This is a genomic window from Shewanella sp. MBTL60-112-B2, assembly GCF_019655055.1.
Lineage (GTDB): Bacteria > Pseudomonadota > Gammaproteobacteria > Enterobacterales > Shewanellaceae > Shewanella.
The window spans coordinates 1-20,719 of the sequence record NZ_BPFA01000024.1 but is presented as its reverse complement, the minus strand read 5'-3'; the positions used below and the strand labels follow the sequence as shown (position 1 = coordinate 20,719).

Below are 20,719 nucleotides of genomic sequence, written 5' to 3'. Positions count from 1 at the left end.
TCAAGAAAACACTATGAGTGACGATATCCCACCGAGTACTAACGCCCACAAGAAGGGCTGGTTAGAGAAAGTAAGTCAGTTGTTCCAGGGCGAACCACAAAATCGCGAAGACTTGGTTGACGTAATTCGTGATGCAGAGCTACGCGAAGTAATCAGCGAAGACACCCGTGAAATGATCAAAGGTGTTCTAGAAGTGTCCGATCTTCGTGTACGGGATATAATGATCCCACGTGCGCAGATTGTCGCAATCCAGATTGATGACACAGTAGAAGAAGTGCTTTCTACCGTGATCGGTTCAGCACACTCTCGTTTTCCAGTAGTCAATGAAGACAAAGATCATATCGAAGGCATTTTGCTTGCGAAAGACTTGCTTCAGTATGGCTTTAAAAACAACGAAAAACCGTTCGAATTACGTCAAGTAATCCGTCCAGCAGTCGTTGTTCCTGAGAGTAAACGTGTTGATGTGTTACTAAAAGAGTTCCGCTCTCAGCGTTACCATATGGCAATTGTTGTCGATGAGTACGGTGGCGTGTCGGGCCTAGTGACAATTGAGGATATTCTCGAAGAGATCGTAGGTGATATCGAAGATGAGTTTGACCATGACTCTGCAGAAGAGACTGAAATCAAACAAGTCAGTAAGCAAGTATTTATGGTAAAAGCACTTACTCCAATCGATGACTTCAATGAAGCATTCGGTACCGAGTTTAGTGATGAAGAATTCGATACTGTTGGTGGTATGGTATCCCATGCATTTGGTCACCTACCAGAACGTGACGAAAAGGTCATGATCCAAGATATCGAGTTTAAAGTGGTTAACGCCGATACTCGTCGCTTAATCCAACTTAGAGTTAAGTTCCCTGATAACGGTCAAAGCAATGATGAGACTGTTGCTTAACAACTAACTTACGTTATCACGACCCAATGATGAGGCTGTATGCTGAATAAACTTCGGGCATTAGCCCATCATCCGCGTTCGAAACTGGTGCTGGCCTATACGGCCGGCGCCACTACCGCGCTCTCCTTCGCCCCCTATTCTATTTGGCCGCTTTATCTTATTGCACTGGCCTTTGTTCTCCACCAGAGCTCTGATTTAACACCTAAACAAGCTTTTAAATACTGGCTCAGCTTTGGCTTTGGCTGTTTCTCTGTAGGGATCAGCTGGGTGCACGTCAGCATGGATGTCTATGGCGGCATGCCGCTTATCGCCTCAATCGCCTTAATGGCACTGCTTGCATTGTATCTCGCGCTTTACCCTGCTGTTGCGGGCTGTTTAATGCAAAAGCTTGCACCGAAGACGTCCCTGCTACGCAACTTACTGGTATTTCCTGCACTTTGGACCCTTACTGAGTGGGCACGAGGTTGGGTATTAACTGGTTTTCCTTGGCTATGGGCTGGTTATAGTCAAACAGAGGGACCCCTTAAGCCTATCGCATCCATGTTTGGCACCTTAGGCCTTAGCTTTATTGTTGCCTTGCTAGCAGGAGCTATCGCGCTATTAGCCGTTAAACGCTGGCAGAGCTTCGCCATTGCTGTGCCTGTATTTGCCGCACTGACCTTTGTCGCACCGTTGACTTCTGAAGTGACGCCTAATGGTGAAACCATCAAGGTTGCATTAGTTCAGGGTAATATTCCTCAAAGCATGAAATGGCAGCCCGATGCGCTTTGGCCAACCATGCTCAAATATATGGACCTATCGCGACCAGAGCTGCTAAATAGCGACTTGATTATTTGGCCTGAAGCGGCGATTCCAGCTCCCGATGTTGATGAGAATGTGCAGTCATTTCTTTATAACGCCAATAAAGTCGCCAATTTAAACAATACAGCAATCATTACTGGCATTATTGGCTACCAAAACAGTGAATTCTATAACTCACTGATTGTGCTAGGCAATTACAACCATAAGCAACAATCAGAGCCAGATTATTTAGGCAATGGTAACAATGAGTTTAAAAAGCACCATTTACTTCCTGTGGGAGAGTTTGTGCCGTTTGAGTCACTACTTAGACCACTAGCACCATTTTTTAATCTACCCATGTCTTCATTCGACCGCGGCGAGTTTACCCAGCCAAACCTCAATGCTGTGGGTCATCAGATCTCACCTGCTATCTGCTACGAAATTGCCTTTCCCGAGCAACTCCGCGCCAATATGAATGACAACACGGACCTACTGCTAACAGTCTCGAATGACGCTTGGTTCGGCAGCTCAAACGGGCCACTGCAGCATATGGAAATCGCCCAGATGCGCTCAGTAGAGCTAGGGAGACCACTGGTACGCGCAACCAATAACGGCGTGACAGCCGTCGTCGATGAAAAAGGTAATATTACCGACCAACTGCCACAGTTTGAAGCGGGTGTATTAGTCGCTGATATTCAACTGATGAAGGGCCACACCCTGTTTACCACTATTGGCCAGTGGCCAGTATTGATCTTGAGCTTTTTAATCGCCCTAGGTGCTGTAATTAGAAAGAAAGTGCTGTAACTAAACAGAAAGTGCTGTGATAGACAACTAATATCAATCAGTAGAAAATATCGACAAGCTACAGCCACCATGCTCCTGAATAAAAAAGCATAAGGTGGCTGTTAGCTGATTTATCGCGGCTTGAGGCTAATGTTAAGCCTCAAGAGCAAACAACTATTGATACAAAAATTCAATGCTAAGGCGCTAAAGCCTCGCGGGTAAACTCATTATTGTCGCATTCAGTGCAATCAGAGAGCACACCTGGAAATTCAATTTTCGACTCGTGACCGCAGGCCGTGCACACCATAGTGCCCTGGCCAATAATCTCACCACTCTCGTAATAACCATGGTGCTTAAAGTCTTGCGCCACCTCATGCCACTCAAGTTGACTGCGGTCAGTTATTTCACTTAACCAGTGCCATAAAGTGTTCTCAACAGTGATCATAGTCGGACTATGGCTCAGATCTGTGGCATTTTGCTCCTGCAAGAAACTCGCTATGTCACGTTTTAAAAATTGTTCGACTAAAGCTAACTCTTCTTCCTTTGCGTGCTGCTTTAATGCCAAGTATTCTCTACTCGCCTGTACTTGCTGGTACAAACTCTTTACTGTCAAAGAGTTATCATCATTATATTGAGTTTTAATGTGCTCAATAAGTGCTTCATAAAGCGAAAGTAACGCGCTACTTTGGTCACTCATGGTAAATACTCCTTCAACGAACCTTTTTAATGACTCACTTCTAGTTTATTCTATGTCGATATAACTCGCGCTGATATAGCGCTAGATCAAACAATGGGCGGCATAGCCGGAAATAGATTGATGCAAGAGCAATATACTCCTTCAGAAATTGAAGCTAAAGTGCAGCAGCACTGGCAAGACACAAAAACATTTGAAGTCACCGAAGACGAAAACAAAGAAAAGTTCTATTGCCTTTCTATGTTCCCGTACCCATCGGGCCGACTGCACATGGGTCACGTACGTAACTACACCATAGGCGATGTTGTGTCTCGTTACCAACGTCTGCAAGGTAAAAACGTGCTTCAACCTATTGGTTGGGACTCTTTCGGTCTCCCAGCTGAGAACGCGGCTATCAAAAACAATACCGCGCCTGCACCTTGGACTTACGAAAATATCGACTACATGAAGAACCAGCTAAAAATGCTTGGTTTTGGCTATGACTGGTCACGTGAAATCGCTACTTGTACCCCTGAGTACTATCGCTGGGAACAGTGGTTCTTCACTAAGCTTTATGAAAAAGGCCTAGTTTACAAGAAGACCTCTTCAGTTAACTGGTGTCCAAACGACGAAACCGTACTTGCTAACGAGCAGGTTATCGACGGTTGCTGCTGGCGCTGTGATACCAATGTGGAGCAAAAAGAGATCCCACAGTGGTTTATTAAAATCACCGAGTACGCAGAAGAGCTACTTAACGATATTGACACTTTAGAAGAGTGGCCAGAGCAAGTTAAGACCATGCAGCGTAACTGGATTGGTCGTAGTGAAGGTATCGAGATGACGTTCCAGGTTGCTAACAGCGACCAGAGCTTTGATATCTACACCACTCGCCCTGACACTGTAATGGGCGTGACTTATGTTGCTATTGCTGCTGCCCACCCATTAGCAGAGCAAGCGGCTGCCAATAACCCAGCTTTGGTTGAGTTTATTGAAGAGTGTAAGAACGCTGATACCACTGAAGCTGCTATGGCTGCAATGGAAAAGAAAGGTGTTGCTACAGGTCTTAATGCTATCCACCCTATCACTGGCAAAGAAGTGCCAATCTGGGTAGGTAACTTCGTACTAATGAACTACGGTACCGGCGCGGTAATGTCTGTTCCTGCTCACGACCAACGTGATTATGAGTTTGCTAAAAAGTACGGCCTAAACATCGAAGCAGTTGTTAAGCCTGTTGACGGCGAAGTAGATATCAGCGAAGAAGCCTACACTGAAAAAGGCGTGCTATTTAACTCTGCTGAATTTGACGGTTTAGACTTCCAAGCGGCATTTGACGCAATCGATGCCAAGCTAACAGCTGAAGGCAAAGGTAAGCGCCAAGTAAACTTCCGTCTACGTGACTGGGGTGTTTCTCGTCAGCGTTACTGGGGTGCACCAATTCCAATGGTCACTTTGGCAGATGGCACAGTGATGCCAACTCCTGAAGATCAGCTGCCTGTTATCTTACCTGAAGATGTGGTTATGGATGGTATCCAAAGCCCAATCAAGTCTGATAAAGAGTGGGCTAAAACCACTGTTAATGGTCAAGAAGCATTCCGCGAAACAGATACCTTTGATACCTTTATGGAATCATCTTGGTACTACGCGCGTTACTGTAGCCCGCATGCAGATGAAATGCTTGATCCTGCAAAAGCGAACTACTGGTTGCCAGTTGATCAATACATTGGTGGTATCGAGCATGCTTGTATGCACCTATTGTACTTCCGCTTCTTCCACAAATTACTGCGTGACACAGGCCTAGTTAACTCTAACGAGCCAGCTAAGCGTCTACTGACTCAAGGTATGGTTCTGGCTGATGCTTATTACTATAACAATGAGAAAGGTGCTCGCGTTTGGGTTGCACCATCAGATGTAACCGTACAAGAAACCGACGACAAAGGCCGTACACTTAAAGCCGTAGACAGCGAAGGTCATGAACTGGTTTATACCGGTATGAGCAAGATGTCTAAGTCTAAGAACAACGGTATCGACCCACAAGAAATGGTTGATAAGTACGGCGCCGACACAGTGCGTCTATTTATGATGTTCGCAGCGCCACCAGAGCTAACTCTTGAATGGCAAGAGTCGAGTGTTGAAGGTGCCCATCGCTTTATTAAGCGTTTGTGGAAAACTGCACACGATCATATTGCTACAGGCGCAACTGCTGAGCTTGATGTTAAGTCACTTAACGCAGCGCAAAAAGAGCTACGTCGTGAACTGCATAAAACGATTGCTAAAGTGGGTGATGATATTGAACGTCGTCAGATGTTCAACACGGCTATCGCATCAATTATGGAGCTGATGAACCGTCTACAAAAGGCACCATCAGAAACTGAACAAGACAAGGCACTAATGCAAGAAGCCTTGAATGCAGTTATCCGTTTACTTTACCCAATCATTCCACACACTTGTTTTGTGCTATGGAACGAGCTTGGTAACCAGGGTGCAATTGAAGATGTACTTTGGCCAGAAGTTGACGAGTCAGCATTAGTTGAAGACAGCAAACTAATTATCGTTCAAGTTAACGGCAAGTTACGCGCTAAGATCACCGTTGCTGCAGATGCGAGCAAAGAAGAAGTTGAAGCTGCAGGTATGGCCGAAGAAGGCGTGGTTAAACACACCGAAGGTAAAACTGTTCGTAAGGTTATCTACGTACCGGGCAAGCTGCTCAATATCGTAGCGAACTAATCTTCGTAAACAAGGAAGACTAAACAAAGCTTATGCTAATTAAACGCATACTTTTGGCAACCTTAGCACTGAGTGTTTTGCTCAGTGCCGGTTGCGGCTTTAGACTTCAGGGTAGCTACTCTATTCCAGAGCAGCTACAAACCTTAAGTCTTAGCAGCCAAGACGAATACAGCGAATTGACGCGCCTAGTGCGTGAGCGCCTACGCTTAAATAGTATTGCCGTCGTTGCTCCAGCAGATGATATTCCGGCACTACGCCTGATAAGCGACTCTCTAGAACGTTCAACATTGTCTATCTACCCTACGGGTAACGTAGCCGAATACGAACTTATCTATCAGGTGGCATTTTCAGTACAATTGCCTAGCGATGAATCCCAACGTTTTGATGTAGCAATTCACCGTGATTACCTCGATGATCCCCGCACCGCATTAGCAAAAAGCCGAGAAATGGAGCTATTGCTAAAAGAGATGCGCATTCAAGCAGCCGACCGTATTATTCAAACATTGGCCGCGACTGAGGTAAATTGATGCGGGTCTATCCAGATCAGTTAGCGCGTCAGCTTTCTCCACTGCCTCAATGTTGCCTTATTTTTGGTGATGATCCTTGGCTGTGTGAGCAGAGCCGCGCCGCTCTGCACGCAGAAGCTAAGCGCCAAGGTTTCGAAGAAAAAATCCAACTGACCCAAGAAACTGGTTTTAGCTGGAATGAACTGTTCGAGCAGTGGCAAGCGATGAGCTTATTTTCGAGCCGTCGTATCATTGAGTTAACTCTCCCCCAAGCAAAACCGGGTACCGACGGTAGCGCCATGCTGCAAACGTTAATGCAGATGGATAATCCAGATGTGTTACTCATCTTAACCGGTCCAAAACTTGCGGCAGAGCAAACAAAGAGTAAATGGTTTAAGAGCCTAGATGCTAAAGGGATATACGTACCTTGTACGACTCCTGAGGGCGCACAATTTCAGCGCTGGTTAGACGGCCGTATTAATCACTATGGCTTGTCCCTAGCGAGAGATCCTCGTGAAATGCTTTTTGCACTTTACGAAGGTAACCTACTCGCCGCCGATCAAGCGCTACAGTTGTTGCAGCTATTAAGCCCTACAGCGCCCATCGACTGTGAGCAATTAAGCCAGTACTTCGAAGATCAATCACGCTTCAGTGTGTTTCAACTCACCGATGCAATGCTTAATAACCAACAAGATAAAGCCCAGCACATTCTGTCGCAGCTAAAAAGCGAAGGGGTTGCTATGCCGATTATCCTATGGTCGTTATTTAAAGAGCTTGCGCTGCTATTGCAGCTAAAAAGCGCACAAGACAAGCGTGAATCTTTGCAAGGCCTTTGGGGCAAGTTACGGATTTGGGATAAACGAAAACCTATTTACCAAAATGCTTTGAATCGCCTAGAGCTCAATCATATTGAAACCTTACTTGCCGGAGCCTCTGCTATCGAGCTAAAGCTAAAGCAGCAAGGAATAGAAGATTGGACAGGACTGAGCCATATCAGTTTATTGTTCGATGCCAAGGCCCATAATAAACTAGCGCATATCGTTTTAGACTGATGAAAATAGGTATTTTAGGCGGCACCTTCGACCCAATCCACTTTGGCCATATACGTCCAGCCCAAGAGGTAAAGCAGCAGCTTAATTTAGATGAGGTTTGGTTAATGCCAAACCACATCCCCCCCCACAAACTAAGCACCCATGTTTCCACCCAAGATAGGTTGGCTATGGCTCAGCTTGTTTGTGATCAGTTATCCGGTTTTAAGCTATGCGATATCGAAGTTAAACGTGAGACCCCCTCTTATACCGCGCAAACATTATCCCAATTAACCGCCCAGCACCCTGAGCATCAGTTTTATTTCATCATGGGTATGGATTCCTTTTTAAGCCTCAATAAATGGTACCAGTGGCAACAGTTATTCAACCTGTGTCACATTGTGGTATGTAAGCGCCCTGGTTGGGAATTAACCGATAACGATCCTATTCATACATTGCTAAAGCTGCATTTATCAAAACAATCAGCCTCTTCGAGTCATCAAGCTTGTGTGGGGGAAATATTTATGGTCGATGTTACAGAGCAAGATATTTCGTCAACGGAGATCCGCCAGCTGCTGCAGCAAGGTAAGATCCCAGCCTCATTACCGCAAACCATCCAAGCCTATATTCAGAATAATCAGCTTTATCTGCCTGACAGTCATAGTAATTCACAATAAACCCCACTTAATCGCAGATATTTATAAGTAAGAACTATTAATCTGGATCTGAAATACTGCTATACTATCGCGCTGTCTTAAAATTAATGGGGTACCAGCGTGGAAAGCGCAGAGTTAAAGCAATTTGTAATCGATAAGGTTGAAGACCTTAAAGCAAAAGATATCATTGTAATGGACGTATCAGAGAAATCTAACATCGCCGACTTTATGGTTGTATGTACAGGTAACTCAAAAACACACGTAAAAGCAATCGCTGAAAATCTAGTGGTTGAATCTAAGCGTGCCGGCCTGACAATTCTTGGTGTCGAAGGTCGCGAAAGCAGTGAGTGGGTTCTAGTGGACCTAGGCGACGTCATCATGCATGTTATGCAAGATCAAACTCGCGATTTTTACCAGCTTGAAAAACTTTGGTCAGAAAAGCCAGAGTAATGAAGATTCAGTTAGTCGCAGTTGGAACCCGCATGCCAGATTGGGTTGAAACAGGTTTCAAAGAATATCAGCGCCGCTTTCCTCGAGATATGGCGCTTGAGTTAATTGAAATCCCCGCTGGCAAACGCGGTAAAAATGCCGATATAGCTCGCATCCTCCAAAAAGAGGGCGAGTTAATGTTGGCAGCGATCCCGAAAGGGAATCATATAGTCAGCTTAGACTTACCCGGTAAAAACCTTACCACTCCACAGCTAGCAGAGCAGATGAACAAATGGCTACTCGATGGCCGCGATGTTAGCTTGCTGATTGGTGGTCCTGAAGGTTTATCGCCTGACTGTAAAAAAGCTGCCGCACAAAGCTGGTGTCTATCAGCTCTGACCCTACCTCATCCTTTGGTACGTGTGATTGTTGCCGAAAGCCTTTATCGTGGCTGGAGCATTAATAATAATCATCCCTACCATAGAGAATAATATCGAATCACAATTTGGTTAGACTGACCTTAACAGGACTGGCATATGTGCTTGGCACCCTTTTTTAAGCAGGAGAGAATGTAAGTGTCCCCTAGAAAGCGCATAACCATGAACGACCATGCGGCCGAGGCGTCGCTGTTTAAGAGTCGGGCCCTGTTTACTTTCTTAAGTGTTATTGTCCTGCTGAGTTTGCTGCTGGTTAACCTTTATAACCTGCAAATAACCTCTTTTAAAGACTATGAAACCCGCTCAAACGACAATCGTATCCGTGTCGTACCCATCGCACCTAGCCGTGGTCTGATCTACGATCGACATGGGCAACTACTTGCCGAAAACCAACCTTTCTTCTCATTAGAATTAGTGCCTGAAAAGGTCAAAAGTGTCAGTGATACCTTAGATGAACTCAGCCAAGTTATCGACTTTTCTGCCGATGAAAAAGAAAATGTGCTTGACGCACTCAAGTATCATCGCCGATTTAAGCCACTGACAATAAAAAACAAGCTCACCGAAGAGCAAGTTGCCGAGTTCAGCGTCAATCAACATCGCTTTCCTGGTATCTCTGTCGAAGCAGGCCTAAAACGCCATTACCCTTATAACGGCTTAATGACTCATGCCCTCGGTTATGTGGGTAAGATTAATAGCCGAGATCAAGACTCGCTTATTCGCAATGACCTATGGGCTAACTACGCGGCGACCAAGGATATTGGTAAACAAGGCATAGAGAAATTTTACGAAAGCATGCTGCTAGGTAAGCCTGGCCACCTCGAAGAGGAGGTCAATAACCGTGGGCGCACTATTCGTATTTTAAAGTCTGAGCCACCAACGCCAGGTCAAGATATCTACTTGACCTTAGATTTAAAGTTGCAGAAAAAAGCGATGGAACTGCTGAACGGTCGTCGTGGTTCTATTGTTGCTATCGACCCGCGTGACGGGGGGATTTTGGCGCTAGTCTCAAGCCCAACCTACGATCCAAACTTATTCGTTCACGGTATTAGCAGCAAAGCCTATAGTGAATTGTTAAATTCTAAATCTAAGCCACTTATTAACCGTGCAACTCAAGGACAATACGCTCCGGCTTCTACAGTCAAACCACACTTAGCACTGCTTGGTTTAGAGAATAAAACAGTTACCCCGAAAACTCGTATTTGGGACCCAGGGTTCTGGCAGATCCCTGGAGTTGAACGTAAATATCGAGATTGGAAACGATGGGGCCATGGCTGGGTTGATGTTAATAGCGCGATTGTTAGCTCTTGTGACACCTATTTTTATGACTTAGCATATAAAACCGGCGTTGATTCGATAGCCAACTTTATGCAACCTTTTGGATTTGGTGAGCGTACTGGCGTAGATATTTTTGAAGAGTCCGCAGGCATCATGCCGTCTAAGGACTGGAAACGCTTGCGTTACAACCAACCTTGGTACATTGGTGACACCATCTCTGTTGGTATCGGTCAGGGTTACTGGACAACTACTCCACTTCAGCTTGCTAACGCCACGGCTATTTTGGCCAATAACGGCCGCCGTTTTGTGCCACATTTTTTAAAATCGATTCAAGACCAGACTGCTAAAATTGATACCCCACCCGATGAGTTGCCACCCATCGAGTTAAAGGATCCTAATAACTGGAAAATCATCAACGAAGCCATGCGCGATACGGCGCATAAATCTCGCTTCACCGATGCTCGCTATACCGCGGCGATGAAGACAGGTACCGCACAGGTATTCAGTGTTGCTCAAGACGCTGAATACGATGCAGAAAATATTGATGAGCGTTTGCGCGATAACGCGTTAATTATTGCCTACGCCCCTTATGAGAATCCAAAGATTGTACTGGCGGTAGTACTTGAAAACGCTGGCTGGGGTGGTGTAAACGCAGGTCCTGTTGCTCGCGCCTTGTTAGATGAGTATTTATTAAGAGATTCATGGGATAAGACTAAATGAGCGCACATAATCATCGCCCAAACATCTGGCAGCGTCTACACATAGACTTACCTCTGTTGCTAGGCCTTTTAGCACTGATGGCCTTTGGTCTTGTTGTGATCTACTCCGCCGGTGGTGAAGATTTAGCCCTGATGGATCGTCAGCTATTTCGTATGGCCTTGTCATTATTGGTCATGTTTGCTGTCGCGCAAATTAACCCCGAAGTCCTTAGACGCTGGGCCTTTCCCATCTATTTAACCGGAATCGTGTTGCTGATTGGCGTACATTTTTTTGGTGAAATCAATAAAGGGGCTCAGCGCTGGTTGAATTTAGGTTTTATGGAGTTTCAACCGTCAGAGTTGATAAAACTCGCCTTCCCTATCACCATGGCTTGGTACATTAGTAAATTCCCTCTACCACCTAAGAAGCGCTACCTTGCCGGCGCAGGCGTCATCTTACTTGTTCCAACTTTACTTATCGCTAAACAGCCAGATCTCGGCACCTCGATCCTCGTTGCCGCCTCAGGAATTTTCGTATTGTTTTTATCAGGTATGAGCTGGCGTATTGTCGGTGGATTTGTCGGCAGTATACTGGCGATGCTCCCCGTACTTTGGTTCTTTCTGATGCACGATTATCAGCGTACCCGAGTACTCACGCTACTGGATCCAGAGAAAGATCCACTCGGTGCTGGCTACCATATTATCCAGTCCAAGATAGCCATTGGTTCTGGTGGTTTATGGGGCAAAGGATGGTTGCAAGGCACGCAGTCGCAACTAGAGTTTTTACCTGAACGCCATACCGATTTTATCTTCGCGGTTATTGGTGAAGAGTTTGGCCTCATTGGTGCTTTATTGCTGTTGTCGCTCTACATCTACGTCATCGGCCGCGGTTTGGTTATTGCCTCCCGCGCACAAACCAGCTTTGCCCGTCTCTTAGCCGGTAGTATTACCTTAACTTTCTTCGTATATATTTTTGTAAATATCGGTATGGTTTCAGGCCTTTTACCCGTAGTAGGTGTACCACTGCCATTAATCAGTTATGGTGGTACATCTATGCTTACATTGATGACAGGTTTTGGCATTTTAATGAGTATTCATACCCATAGACGCTTTATCGATAGATAACGCCTCGTTTAAGCCATTAGATAATTAACCCTCGAGAGCATTATGGTGCATTCAAATAGCCTAATCATAATGCTTATCGACCACTAAGGACTGCCCAATAGATGACACTATTACAACGCATTCTTGCACCTTTGGCGTTAAGCCTCTTTTCATTCACCGCTGCAGCATCACCGTCAGACGCAGAAGTCGAAGCGCTAAAGTCCGAATTTATCAAAACCCAAACAGACAAAGGCTTTAATAGCAGTGAAACCAAGCAGTTCATTGCCAACGCCGAGTACAATCAAGCCGTTATCGATGCAATGACCAAGCCTTGGGAAGCCAAGCCTTGGCATCAATACTATCCGATATTCTTAACCGAAAAGCGTCTAGATGCCGGCTTAGCCTTCTGGAAAGAGCACGCGAAAACTATCGAACGAGCATCAAAAGAGTTTGATGTTGACCCACAGATCATCGTGGCCATTATCGGCATCGAAACCTTTTACGGTGGTTATATGGGTAATTACCCTGTTAAAGATGCACTTTATACCTTAGGTTTCCATTACCCTCCACGGGCTACCTTCTTTAGAAGTGAATTCGCAAACCTTCAGTCACTCGTCAAAGAAGAGCACTTGGATATCAATAGTCTAAAAGGCTCCTATGCGGGCGCTATGGGCTTTGGTCAATTTATCCCGTCAAGCTATCGCCATTACGCGGTCGACTTTGATAATGACGGTAGCCGTGACCTGTTAAATAGCACTACAGATGCTATTGGCAGCGTGGCCAACTATTTTCATCAGCATGGTTGGCAAAAAAACCAGCCTGTAACCCTACAATTAACCTTAAATAAAGACTTACCTGATACAGTCAAGACTTGGTCTGGCGAGAAGCTGCATTATCAGGTTGCTGATATCCTATCGCCAAATGTCGCACTCGCTCAATCTATGGATCTCGATGTGTCGCAACCTGCTCTTGTCGTTAAACTTGAGCAAGCCGATCATGATGAGTATTGGCTAGGCCTTAAAAACTTTTATGTTATCACTCGTTACAACCGCAGCCCTCTGTACGCCATGGCTGTGTATCAGTTTAGTCAGGAATTAAAGAAAGCCTATGCCACGCAATAATATCCTTGCCATCTTGTTTTTAACTGCAACACTTGCCGCATGCTCTAGCGGTGGTCGCTACGAACTTGATGACGATAAAGCGCCGACTTCAGCCCCTGATGTGACCAAGGTCGAAGATGCTCATCCCAAATATGAGCCCTATAGTCGTGGCGGCAACAAAAAGAATTACACGGTATTAGGCAAAAGCTATCACGTAATGGATAGCGGTGAAGGGTATGCCGATAAGGGCATCGCATCATGGTATGGGGCTAAGTTTCATGGCCACCTAACTTCTAACGGAGAAACATATGATATGTACTCCATGTCTGCGGCCCATAAAACACTGCCACTACCTAGCTATGTAAAGGTCACTAACCTGAAAAACAATAAGACGGTTATCGTTCGTGTTAATGACAGAGGCCCTTTCCATGCCGATAGAATTATCGACCTCTCTTATGCTGCGGCTCACCGTTTAGATATGCTAAAAACGGGTACAGCAAATGTCAGTTTAGAAGTCATCTACATTGCCGATCCTGAGTCTACCGCTCTTGCCGAACTCAAAGGTACTGAGCTGCATTATATTCAAGTCGTTGCCTCATCTAGCAAAGAACGCTTAGATAGTCTAGCGGCGGTTTTAGAGCAGAAATATCAGGTAAAAAGCCGAGTCCAGAGTGTGAATAACCTCTACCGTTTACAACTCGGTCCAATCGGCCAACAGCAGCTTGCTACTAAGCTAACCGAGCAGCTAAAACAAGAGGGTTACCCTCAAAGTTATCTGCTTACAGAATGAACCAAGATTAATGAACCAACGCTGAATTCCCTTGTCGACTAATGTTATACTCGTGGGAATTACACTTTCTTCATACATCAACTTATTAAGACGTGCATTATTAATATGAATTTATTGAACAAACCTTTAAAAACACTTTTGTTCGCGACTTCAGTCGCCGCATTATCAGCACAAGCGGCCCCAGTCGTTACTCCAAATGCACCAACAGTTGCCGCTAAAGCCTACGTGCTTATGGACTACAATACTGGACAAATCATTGCAGAGGAAAATGCTTACGAAAGCTTAAACCCTGCAAGCTTGACCAAGATGATGACCAGCTATGTTATTGGTCATGAAATAAAAGTCGGTAACATTGCGCCGACTGATGAAGTGACAATCAGCAAAAAAGCCTGGTCTAAAAATTTCCCAGATTCTTCTAAGATGTTTATTGAAGTGGGCAAAAAAGTCACAGTAGAAGATCTTAACAAGGGTATTATCATTCAATCAGGCAACGATGCCTGTGTTGCTATGGCTGAACATATTGCTGGTACAGAAGACGGCTTTGTTGACCTAATGAACTCTTGGGCTAAACAACTTGGCATGCAAGATAGCTACTTTGAAAACAGCCACGGTCTAGACTCAGACAATCACAAAAGTACAGCCTACGATATGGCAATTCTAGGCGCAGCAATTATTCGTGATGTTCCGGAAGAGTACGCTGTATACAAAGAGAAATCTTTTACCTACAACGGTATCAAGCAGTACAACCGTAATGGTCTTTTATGGGATAAGAGCCTAAGCGTAGACGGCATTAAAACCGGTCATACTTCTGGTGCAGGCTTCAACCTTGTAACATCTGCAACTAAAGACGGCATGCGTTTAATCTCAGTGGTAATGGGCACTAAAAGTGAAGCGGCGCGTAAGGCTGAAAGCAAAAAGTTACTTAACTACGGCTTCCGTTTCTTCGAAACGGTTACTCCATACAAAGCAGGTGACACATTCGTCACTCAAAAAATCTGGTATGGCGATCGTGAAACGATTGACCTAGGTGTGGTAACTGACACTCCTATCACTATTAGTCGCGGTCAAGCTAAAAACCTACAAGCAAACTTTGAGCTAACTAAAGAGCTTAATGCACCTATCGCTAAAGGCGAAACGGTAGGTCGTATCTACTTCCAATTAAACGGAAAAGATATCGCCCAGTTCCCACTTGTAACACTACAAGAAGTCAACGAAGGCAGCTGGTTTAGCCAACTACTAGATTACTTCAAGCAGATGTTTGCAGGCTGGTTTAGCTAAGCCAAACTAAGCACACGAAGAAGCCACCCTAGGGTGGCTTCTTGCGTTTTATACTTCAAACAAGCCTATGCCACTTGAATAAGGTATAATTGCCACCATATAAGTGAATATTGCAATCTTTGAGAGTGAAACATGTTAGATACTAAATTTGATGAACTAATGGAATTCCCAGCTTCTTTTCCATTTAAAATTGTAGGCGATGCGAGTGACACATTAGCAGATCGCGTTGTAGCTGTGGCTCAAAGCCTAGCACCTGGTGATTATGCACCAACAACAAAAGCGTCAAGCAAAGGCACTTACAACTCTGTGACCATACGTATAACCGTTACAAGTAAAGAGCATATCGAGAAACTTTATACTCAACTTGCTGCGATTGAAGGCGTTAAACGCGTACTATAAATATTAATCATAAATGATAAATGTGATCCGTATTACATTTATCATTTTGAAGCGTATAATAGCCCGCACAAATATTTGAGGGGAGAGGTTGCCCTTGTACGATAACGCTTTGCATATTCGTCATCTAGGTAGACAAGATTACGAATCAGTGTGGCACGCGATGCAGCACTACACAGATAATCGCGATGAGAACAGTCAAGATGAGATCTGGATTGTTGAACATACGCCAGTATTCACTCAAGGCCAAGCAGGTAAGAGTGAGCACATTCTAAACCCTGGCGATATACCTGTTATTCAGGTAGACCGCGGAGGTCAGGTTACCTACCACGGTCCTGGTCAGCTCGTCGTTTACCCTCTTCTCGATATTAAACGCCTTAAAGTGGGTGTGCGCCAGCTCGTCACTCATATAGAACAGAGCATAGTGAATATGCTTGCACGTTATCAGATTGAAGCTTATGCCAAAGCTGATGCGCCAGGTGTTTATGTTGAAGAACGTAAGATCGCATCACTCGGTCTTAGGATCCGTAAGGGATGCTCTTTCCACGGATTGGCCCTTAATGTCGATATGGATATGTCACCATTTCAGCGCATAAACCCTTGTGGTTACGCTGGCATGGAAATGATCCAATGCAAACAGCTCGGTGGACCACAAACTGTCGAAGAGGCAGGTGCCCAACTGATCGAAACCCTTAGCCAAGAACTCGGTTTAGATAAGCTAGTTCACCACCAAGGATTACCAGAGTCATATGAATAGGCCTGAAAGATTACAACCTGGCGTTAAACTAAGAGACGCAGACAAGGTTTCCCGCATTCCAGTAAAAGTGGTGCCATCTGAACGTGACACCATGTTAAGAAAGCCAGACTGGCTTCGAGTTAAGCTGCCGGCTTCAAATCAGCGCATTACAGAGATTAAGCAAGCCTTGCGTAAAAATGGCTTGCACTCTGTATGTGAAGAGGCATCTTGTCCAAACCTTTCTGAGTGCTTCAACCACGGTACAGCAACCTTTATGATCTTAGGTGCAATCTGCACTCGTCGCTGTCCATTCTGCGACGTTGCTCATGGTCGTCCGCTAAAACCTGATGCTGAAGAGCCAAAAAAACTCGCTCAAACTATCAAAGATATGAAGCTTAAGTATGTGGTAATCACCTCTGTAGACCGTGATGATCTACGTGATGGTGGCGCTCAGCACTTTGCCGACTGTATTCGCGAAATTCGTTTACTCAACCCTGAAATCAAGATTGAAACCTTAGTGCCTGATTTCCGCGGTCGTATCGATGCAGCACTTGAGATTTTGGCAACTGAGCCACCTGATGTGTTCAACCACAACTTGGAAACGGCGCCGATGCATTACCGCAAGGCTCGCCCAGGTGCTAACTATCAATGGTCACTTGATCTATTGAAGAAGTTTAAAGAGCGCCACCCGCACATTCCGACTAAATCGGGTCTGATGATGGGTCTAGGCGAAAGCAATGAAGAGATAGCTCAGGTATTACATGACTTGCGCACTCACAATGTAGAGATGCTAACGCTAGGTCAATATTTACAGCCATCAAAATTCCACTTACCTGTTGAGAGATACGTATCACCAGCGGAATTTGACGAGCTAAAAGAGCTAGCTGAAAGCATAGGCTTTACCCATGCAGCCTGTGGTCCACTTGTACGCTCAAGCTACCATGCAGATCTTCAAGCTCAAGGCAAAGAAGTTAAATAACGCTTTGTTGCAAGAAAATTGATACATATAAAAATAGCGCCTATTGGCGCTATTTTTATATCAGACTTTAATTCGATTTGCCGTTCAGCTTGTTAAAGCGAGAGCTGCATCAATATCGCATCTTCGCTACCAGTTTCCGTCTTGTAGTAACCTTTACGAACCCCTGTCTCCATAAAACCTAGGGCTTCATAAAGCGCTCTTGCTGGCGCGCCAGATTGACGAACCTCTAACAGTAGTATCTCAGCTCCTTTCGCCTTTACCTCAGCGATAACAGCGTTCAACAAAGCCTTACCGTGACCTTTTCCCTGATAGCTTGGATCAACACAGATATCCATCAAGGTCGCATCTTCAAAAATTTGGTGCAAAATGGCGAAGCCGCAAAGTAGTTCATTATCAAAAACACCAAAGCAAGTATACAAATTACCAAAGCAGCTTTTAATTGTAGCCTCACTCATCGGGTGAGAATGCGCTGTAGCAGCAATAGCAGCCATTTGAGACGACATATCCTCATTCAGCAGACTCAGTGTCATTGAGCATCCTTATTAAGTATATAAGCCTGCATATTGCCCCATAATGCTTTCTTAGCTTCAACACTGCTTTCTAGCTCGTTAATCGGAGCTGAGATTATTCTATCATCACCAGCAACCGCCAGCTTACCACGCATATCCCAGATCACTTTGGCGCCCCCTTCAGCTCTAACCGCGAAACGACAAAGATTCACGTCAGCGCCAATCAAACTGAGTACTGTACCAATAATTGGACTATCGACATCTTTGATGCGCAAAGGATTGACTAGCACAGTCAATATATCCGCCTGTGGGACAGCTTTTTTCCAGCGGGTAATGCCCATGGCATCAAGATAAGCATTCTTTTCCATGACGACTCAATCTAAAAAGGGGGAATATAGTATCGCATTAGCATAACAGCTAGCCGGCACTTAGATAAAATGGTTTAGGTTACCCAATCATTACTAGAAGATATAATCATAAACTGCAGATACGAAAAAGCCGAGCTATTGCTCGGCTTTTTCTGAATTTTGGCAGGGGTGGGGAGATTCGAACTCACAACATCCGGTTTTGGAGACCGGCGCTCTACCAATTGGAGCTACACCCCTGTCGACGAAAAGGATTATGCTTAATCAGCCCCCAAAGGTAAAGCTTTTTTTATCTAAAGCGCGTCAACTGTGGTTTTTTCGGACAATAGTGCCAAATATAATAATCCATAACCCGCTAGATAAAACTCTCTGAGCACACTGACTAAATCCACTCACTAAAACAGTAAACGACAGATGCAAAAAAGCCGAGCTATTAGCTCGGCTTTTTCTAAATTTGGCAGGGGTGGGGAGATTCGAACTCACAACATCCGGTTTTGGAGACCGGCGCTCTACCAATTGGAGCTACACCCCTGTCGATGAGATGGATTTTGCTTAATCTCAGCCAAAAGGTAAAGTACTTTTTAACGAAAACCCACCGCATGCGGATTTTTCAAACACATAGTATGGACTTTAACCATTTAACTTACCTCTCCCTTTGAAATACAAGCTCGAAGAGCTAAGTTCACTCTCCAGAACGTGAGTTATAAACCACATGGAGAAGGTAAAGCAGGATTTGTCTGTGCAACAGCGTCAATGTATCTAATATCGCGTTCCTGTAGGCTAGCCACTCGGCTCAACGCCTGCTCAGGAGTGACTATTACGTTCGCAATGTGATACACCCAATCAATATCCTGCTGGTACTCTCTCAACTCATCAGAATCCACTGGACCGATAGAACCGTCTGCGCCCTTAGGCATAAACCATAAATTGAAGTTAATCGACATAGGCTGCTCAGGAGCCACGTTTTCGGTATGAGTAGAAATAAGCTTACCATCGACATAATAATTGACCTCGTCTTTTTCTACTGTCATAACCAACACCCGCCAACCAGCGTAACTCCCCTCCTTGCGGGTGTACTCATTTACTTTAGTCCAAGGCTCGAGTTGAAAGGTTTCCCAAGTCGTAGTCCACATAGCAGGCGAGCTATCGCTCCCCCAGCCACCATTAGGCAGGTACTCAAAATCAACTTCGCTGTAACTGGGATCCAATGGAAACTCTAACGGACTAATGGTATAGAAAGTTTGGATAACTTCATCGCCATCGGGACCATACGTTGGTGAGTCTCGAAAAAACACTCTTGATGCATAGGTTCCTTCTAAGTACTTACGTTTGTGGCAAAACTGGGTGTGACGGGTGTTAGATCCTTCTCCTGCCGTCACAGAGCTCATTCTAATCGCTCCACGATGTGCTTCTTTAAGCTCTGGATGAAAACTTAAACCTTCAGCTGACCAACTTGCCTCTGCGATACCCGGATGACCAGTTTCAGTTCTAGCTTTCCAACCGTTGCTATTAAAACTCTGGACATCTATATAACTAAAATCATCGAAGAAAACCTGCTCATTGCTAGCAAAAGAAAAGCTTGAGATCCCCAAAAATAGTGAAAGCGTTAATATTGATAAGCTCTGAGATGTATTCATCTTATTTCTATATCCTTTAGAATTAATGACAACGCTGTCAACTTATCATTATTGAACCCCATACGTTATCACCCATTAGTCGTATTCCCTCCAGCCAAGCCCTTTAAAATAGCCTCGAAAGTAAATCTTAAGCATAGGTAGCAATACATTCTTTAATGTCCTTAATGTGCATTAATGTCACACGCCCTAGACAGTCTAAAGCCATTGCTTTGGAGTACACCAAGAGAAAATTACGACGAGCCTAGATAGCTTAATGCAGCAGCAAATATTGAATGGATATAGGAGGTAGAGTAACTATGGAGCTGGTTACAGCAGCATTTAGCAAATCGCTGCTCTCAATGTTATGAGGATATAGTCAATGCTTGCTCCTATACTTGGAACAACTTCATTAGTGATACAGAAAGAGGGATATCTCGATACCGTAGAAATTGGGCTGCAATGACTAGATATTAAGGTGGAATGGTATTAGTCAGTCTACTTACGAATATCTGATGATAAAGCACACATAAATTCACAAATTCCAGACGTAAAAAAGCCCGCTACATGGTAGCGGGCTTTCTCGTATTTGGCGCCTGGAAATGACCTACTCTCACATGGGGAGACCCCACACTACCATCGGCGATACTGCGTTTCACTTCTGAGTTCGGAATGGATTCAGGTGGTGCCACAGCTCTATGGTTTCCAGACAAATTGGGTAAATTTAGAAAGCTGGACTCGCTATGCAAGTCTTAAAAATTGGGTTCACACTACATTAAGTGTCACTCTTTTCAGAGTAAGTTCTAATTTTGTCTTTAGAAACATTAGTCTCTCATACAAAACCCATCAGGGTTGTATGGTTAAGCCTCACGAGTCATTAGTACAAGTTAGCTCAACGCCTCACAACGCTTACACACCTTGCCTATCAACGTCCTAGTCTCGAACGGCTCTTTAGAGGAATTAAA

At 44.7% G+C, this 20,719-nt stretch carries 20 protein-coding genes, 2 tRNA genes and 2 rRNA genes; 16 read left to right on the top strand and 8 right to left on the bottom strand.

The genetic code is table 11. The features are described from left to right. The first annotated feature begins 13 nt into the window (after nucleotides 1-13). Together corC and lnt are read left to right on the top strand one after the other, a co-directional pair. Nucleotides 14-895, top strand: a complete 882-nt coding sequence (gene corC / locus K5Q73_RS14710; protein ID WP_220764850.1) for a CNNM family magnesium/cobalt transport protein CorC — start codon at nucleotides 14-16, stop codon at nucleotides 893-895. Nucleotides 896-934: 39 nt separating this feature from the next. Next, on the top strand, nucleotides 935-2,479 hold the full coding sequence (gene lnt / locus K5Q73_RS14705; protein WP_220764697.1) for an apolipoprotein N-acyltransferase: 1,545 nt from the start codon (nucleotides 935-937) through the stop codon (nucleotides 2,477-2,479). A gap of 175 nt (nucleotides 2,480-2,654) precedes the next feature. Here lnt and K5Q73_RS14700 read toward each other — a convergent pair whose 3' ends face one another. Then, the gene (locus tag K5Q73_RS14700; RefSeq protein ID WP_220764694.1) at nucleotides 2,655-3,155 is read right to left on the bottom strand and encodes a zinc ribbon-containing protein; all 501 of its coding nucleotides are present in this window, start codon (nucleotides 3,153-3,155) and stop codon (nucleotides 2,655-2,657) included. 120 nt (nucleotides 3,156-3,275) lie between these two features. Here K5Q73_RS14700 and leuS point away from each other — a divergent pair, with 120 nt between their 5' ends. From leuS to lipA, 14 genes are all read left to right on the top strand, one after another. Then, complete coding sequence (gene leuS, locus K5Q73_RS14695; RefSeq protein WP_220764692.1) at nucleotides 3,276-5,855, top strand: leucine--tRNA ligase; 2,580 nt, start codon at nucleotides 3,276-3,278, stop codon at nucleotides 5,853-5,855. A 32-nt stretch (nucleotides 5,856-5,887) separates the two neighbouring features. Then, nucleotides 5,888-6,382: an LPS assembly lipoprotein LptE gene (lptE, locus tag K5Q73_RS14690; RefSeq protein WP_220764684.1), complete on the top strand. Its 495-nt coding sequence runs from the start codon at nucleotides 5,888-5,890 to the stop codon at nucleotides 6,380-6,382. After that, complete coding sequence (gene holA, locus K5Q73_RS14685) at nucleotides 6,382-7,413, top strand: DNA polymerase III subunit delta (protein ID WP_220764682.1); 1,032 nt, start codon at nucleotides 6,382-6,384, stop codon at nucleotides 7,411-7,413. The genes lptE and holA overlap by 1 nt, the downstream gene beginning before the upstream one ends. Then, complete coding sequence (gene nadD, locus K5Q73_RS14680) at nucleotides 7,413-8,066, top strand: nicotinate-nucleotide adenylyltransferase (RefSeq protein ID WP_220764680.1); 654 nt, start codon at nucleotides 7,413-7,415, stop codon at nucleotides 8,064-8,066. Before holA ends, nadD begins: the two co-directional genes overlap by 1 nt. A 99-nt stretch (nucleotides 8,067-8,165) precedes the next feature. Next, nucleotides 8,166-8,495 carry a ribosome silencing factor gene (gene rsfS / locus K5Q73_RS14675; protein ID WP_220764678.1) on the top strand — a complete coding sequence of 110 codons (330 nt, stop codon included), beginning with the start codon at nucleotides 8,166-8,168 and terminating at the stop codon, nucleotides 8,493-8,495. Beyond that, entirely contained in the window at nucleotides 8,495-8,965 is a 471-nt protein-coding gene (rlmH, locus tag K5Q73_RS14670) for a 23S rRNA (pseudouridine(1915)-N(3))-methyltransferase RlmH (RefSeq protein WP_220764670.1), read from the top strand. Before rsfS ends, rlmH begins: the two co-directional genes overlap by 1 nt. Nucleotides 8,966-9,049: 84 nt before the next feature. Beyond that, nucleotides 9,050-10,906 carry a penicillin-binding protein 2 gene (gene mrdA / locus K5Q73_RS14665; RefSeq protein WP_220764669.1) on the top strand — a complete coding sequence of 619 codons (1,857 nt, stop codon included), beginning with the start codon at nucleotides 9,050-9,052 and terminating at the stop codon, nucleotides 10,904-10,906. After that, the gene (gene rodA / locus K5Q73_RS14660; protein WP_220764667.1) at nucleotides 10,903-12,009 is read left to right on the top strand and encodes a rod shape-determining protein RodA; all 1,107 of its coding nucleotides are present in this window, start codon (nucleotides 10,903-10,905) and stop codon (nucleotides 12,007-12,009) included. Before mrdA ends, rodA begins: the two co-directional genes overlap by 4 nt. 101 nt (nucleotides 12,010-12,110) lie before the next feature. Then, nucleotides 12,111-13,109 (top strand): lytic murein transglycosylase B, encoded by a 999-nt coding sequence (gene mltB, locus K5Q73_RS14655; RefSeq protein WP_220764665.1) that lies wholly within the window; start codon nucleotides 12,111-12,113, stop codon nucleotides 13,107-13,109. Next, nucleotides 13,096-13,878, top strand: a complete 783-nt coding sequence (locus tag K5Q73_RS14650) for a septal ring lytic transglycosylase RlpA family protein (RefSeq protein WP_220764663.1) — start codon at nucleotides 13,096-13,098, stop codon at nucleotides 13,876-13,878. The genes mltB and K5Q73_RS14650 overlap by 14 nt, the downstream gene beginning before the upstream one ends. A gap of 105 nt (nucleotides 13,879-13,983) precedes the next feature. Continuing rightward, on the top strand, nucleotides 13,984-15,156 hold the full coding sequence (locus K5Q73_RS14645) for a serine hydrolase (protein WP_220764661.1): 1,173 nt from the start codon (nucleotides 13,984-13,986) through the stop codon (nucleotides 15,154-15,156). Nucleotides 15,157-15,288: 132 nt separating this feature from the next. Further along, nucleotides 15,289-15,555 carry a DUF493 family protein YbeD gene (gene ybeD, locus K5Q73_RS14640; protein WP_012156372.1) on the top strand — a complete coding sequence of 89 codons (267 nt, stop codon included), beginning with the start codon at nucleotides 15,289-15,291 and terminating at the stop codon, nucleotides 15,553-15,555. 94 nt (nucleotides 15,556-15,649) lie between these two features. Continuing rightward, nucleotides 15,650-16,309 (top strand): lipoyl(octanoyl) transferase LipB, encoded by a 660-nt coding sequence (gene lipB / locus K5Q73_RS14635; RefSeq protein ID WP_220764659.1) that lies wholly within the window; start codon nucleotides 15,650-15,652, stop codon nucleotides 16,307-16,309. Next, on the top strand, nucleotides 16,302-17,267 hold the full coding sequence (gene lipA, locus K5Q73_RS14630) for a lipoyl synthase (RefSeq protein WP_220764657.1): 966 nt from the start codon (nucleotides 16,302-16,304) through the stop codon (nucleotides 17,265-17,267). The genes lipB and lipA overlap by 8 nt, the downstream gene beginning before the upstream one ends. 92 nt (nucleotides 17,268-17,359) lie before the next feature. On the opposite strand, the gene rimI is transcribed toward lipA, so the two are convergent. From rimI to K5Q73_RS14595, 7 genes are all read right to left on the bottom strand, one after another. After that, the gene (gene rimI / locus K5Q73_RS14625; protein WP_220764648.1) at nucleotides 17,360-17,797 is read right to left on the bottom strand and encodes a ribosomal protein S18-alanine N-acetyltransferase; all 438 of its coding nucleotides are present in this window, start codon (nucleotides 17,795-17,797) and stop codon (nucleotides 17,360-17,362) included. After that, the gene (locus K5Q73_RS14620) at nucleotides 17,794-18,144 is read right to left on the bottom strand and encodes a hypothetical protein (protein ID WP_220764646.1); all 351 of its coding nucleotides are present in this window, start codon (nucleotides 18,142-18,144) and stop codon (nucleotides 17,794-17,796) included. The genes rimI and K5Q73_RS14620 overlap by 4 nt, the downstream gene beginning before the upstream one ends. Nucleotides 18,145-18,304: 160 nt before the next feature. Then, a tRNA-Trp gene (locus tag K5Q73_RS14615) sits at nucleotides 18,305-18,381 on the bottom strand. A 215-nt stretch (nucleotides 18,382-18,596) separates the two neighbouring features. Further along, nucleotides 18,597-18,673, bottom strand: a tRNA-Trp gene (locus K5Q73_RS14610). Between the two features lie 169 nt (nucleotides 18,674-18,842). Next, complete coding sequence (locus K5Q73_RS14605; RefSeq protein WP_220764644.1) at nucleotides 18,843-19,778, bottom strand: glycoside hydrolase family 16 protein; 936 nt, start codon at nucleotides 19,776-19,778, stop codon at nucleotides 18,843-18,845. A gap of 570 nt (nucleotides 19,779-20,348) precedes the next feature. Then, a 5S ribosomal RNA gene (rrf, locus tag K5Q73_RS14600) occupies nucleotides 20,349-20,464 on the bottom strand. Nucleotides 20,465-20,610: 146 nt separating this feature from the next. Further along, nucleotides 20,611-20,719 (bottom strand): 23S ribosomal RNA (locus K5Q73_RS14595); the annotation flags it as partial.

Bases quoted from the DNA above. Each gene is read 5' to 3' on its own strand.
- rodA (WP_220764667.1), top strand. From the start codon at position 10,903: ATGAGCGCACATAATCATCGCCCAAACATCTGGCAGCGTCTACACATA.
- K5Q73_RS14650 (WP_220764663.1), top strand. From the start codon at position 13,096: ATGCCACGCAATAATATCCTTGCCATCTTGTTTTTAACTGCAACACTT.
- K5Q73_RS14700 (WP_220764694.1), bottom strand. From the start codon at position 3,155: ATGAGTGACCAAAGTAGCGCGTTACTTTCGCTTTATGAAGCACTTATT.
- lnt (WP_220764697.1), top strand. From the start codon at position 935: ATGCTGAATAAACTTCGGGCATTAGCCCATCATCCGCGTTCGAAACTG.
- lptE (WP_220764684.1), top strand. From the start codon at position 5,888: ATGCTAATTAAACGCATACTTTTGGCAACCTTAGCACTGAGTGTTTTG.
- rimI (WP_220764648.1), bottom strand. From the start codon at position 17,797: ATGACACTGAGTCTGCTGAATGAGGATATGTCGTCTCAAATGGCTGCT.
- ybeD (WP_012156372.1), top strand. From the start codon at position 15,289: ATGTTAGATACTAAATTTGATGAACTAATGGAATTCCCAGCTTCTTTT.
- rlmH (WP_220764670.1), top strand. From the start codon at position 8,495: ATGAAGATTCAGTTAGTCGCAGTTGGAACCCGCATGCCAGATTGGGTT.
- mltB (WP_220764665.1), top strand. From the start codon at position 12,111: ATGACACTATTACAACGCATTCTTGCACCTTTGGCGTTAAGCCTCTTT.
- corC (WP_220764850.1), top strand. From the start codon at position 14: ATGAGTGACGATATCCCACCGAGTACTAACGCCCACAAGAAGGGCTGG.
- holA (WP_220764682.1), top strand. From the start codon at position 6,382: ATGCGGGTCTATCCAGATCAGTTAGCGCGTCAGCTTTCTCCACTGCCT.
- K5Q73_RS14645 (WP_220764661.1), top strand. From the start codon at position 13,984: ATGAATTTATTGAACAAACCTTTAAAAACACTTTTGTTCGCGACTTCA.
- leuS (WP_220764692.1), top strand. From the start codon at position 3,276: ATGCAAGAGCAATATACTCCTTCAGAAATTGAAGCTAAAGTGCAGCAG.
- lipA (WP_220764657.1), top strand. From the start codon at position 16,302: ATGAATAGGCCTGAAAGATTACAACCTGGCGTTAAACTAAGAGACGCA.
- K5Q73_RS14605 (WP_220764644.1), bottom strand. From the start codon at position 19,778: ATGAATACATCTCAGAGCTTATCAATATTAACGCTTTCACTATTTTTG.
- nadD (WP_220764680.1), top strand. From the start codon at position 7,413: ATGAAAATAGGTATTTTAGGCGGCACCTTCGACCCAATCCACTTTGGC.
- K5Q73_RS14620 (WP_220764646.1), bottom strand. From the start codon at position 18,144: ATGGAAAAGAATGCTTATCTTGATGCCATGGGCATTACCCGCTGGAAA.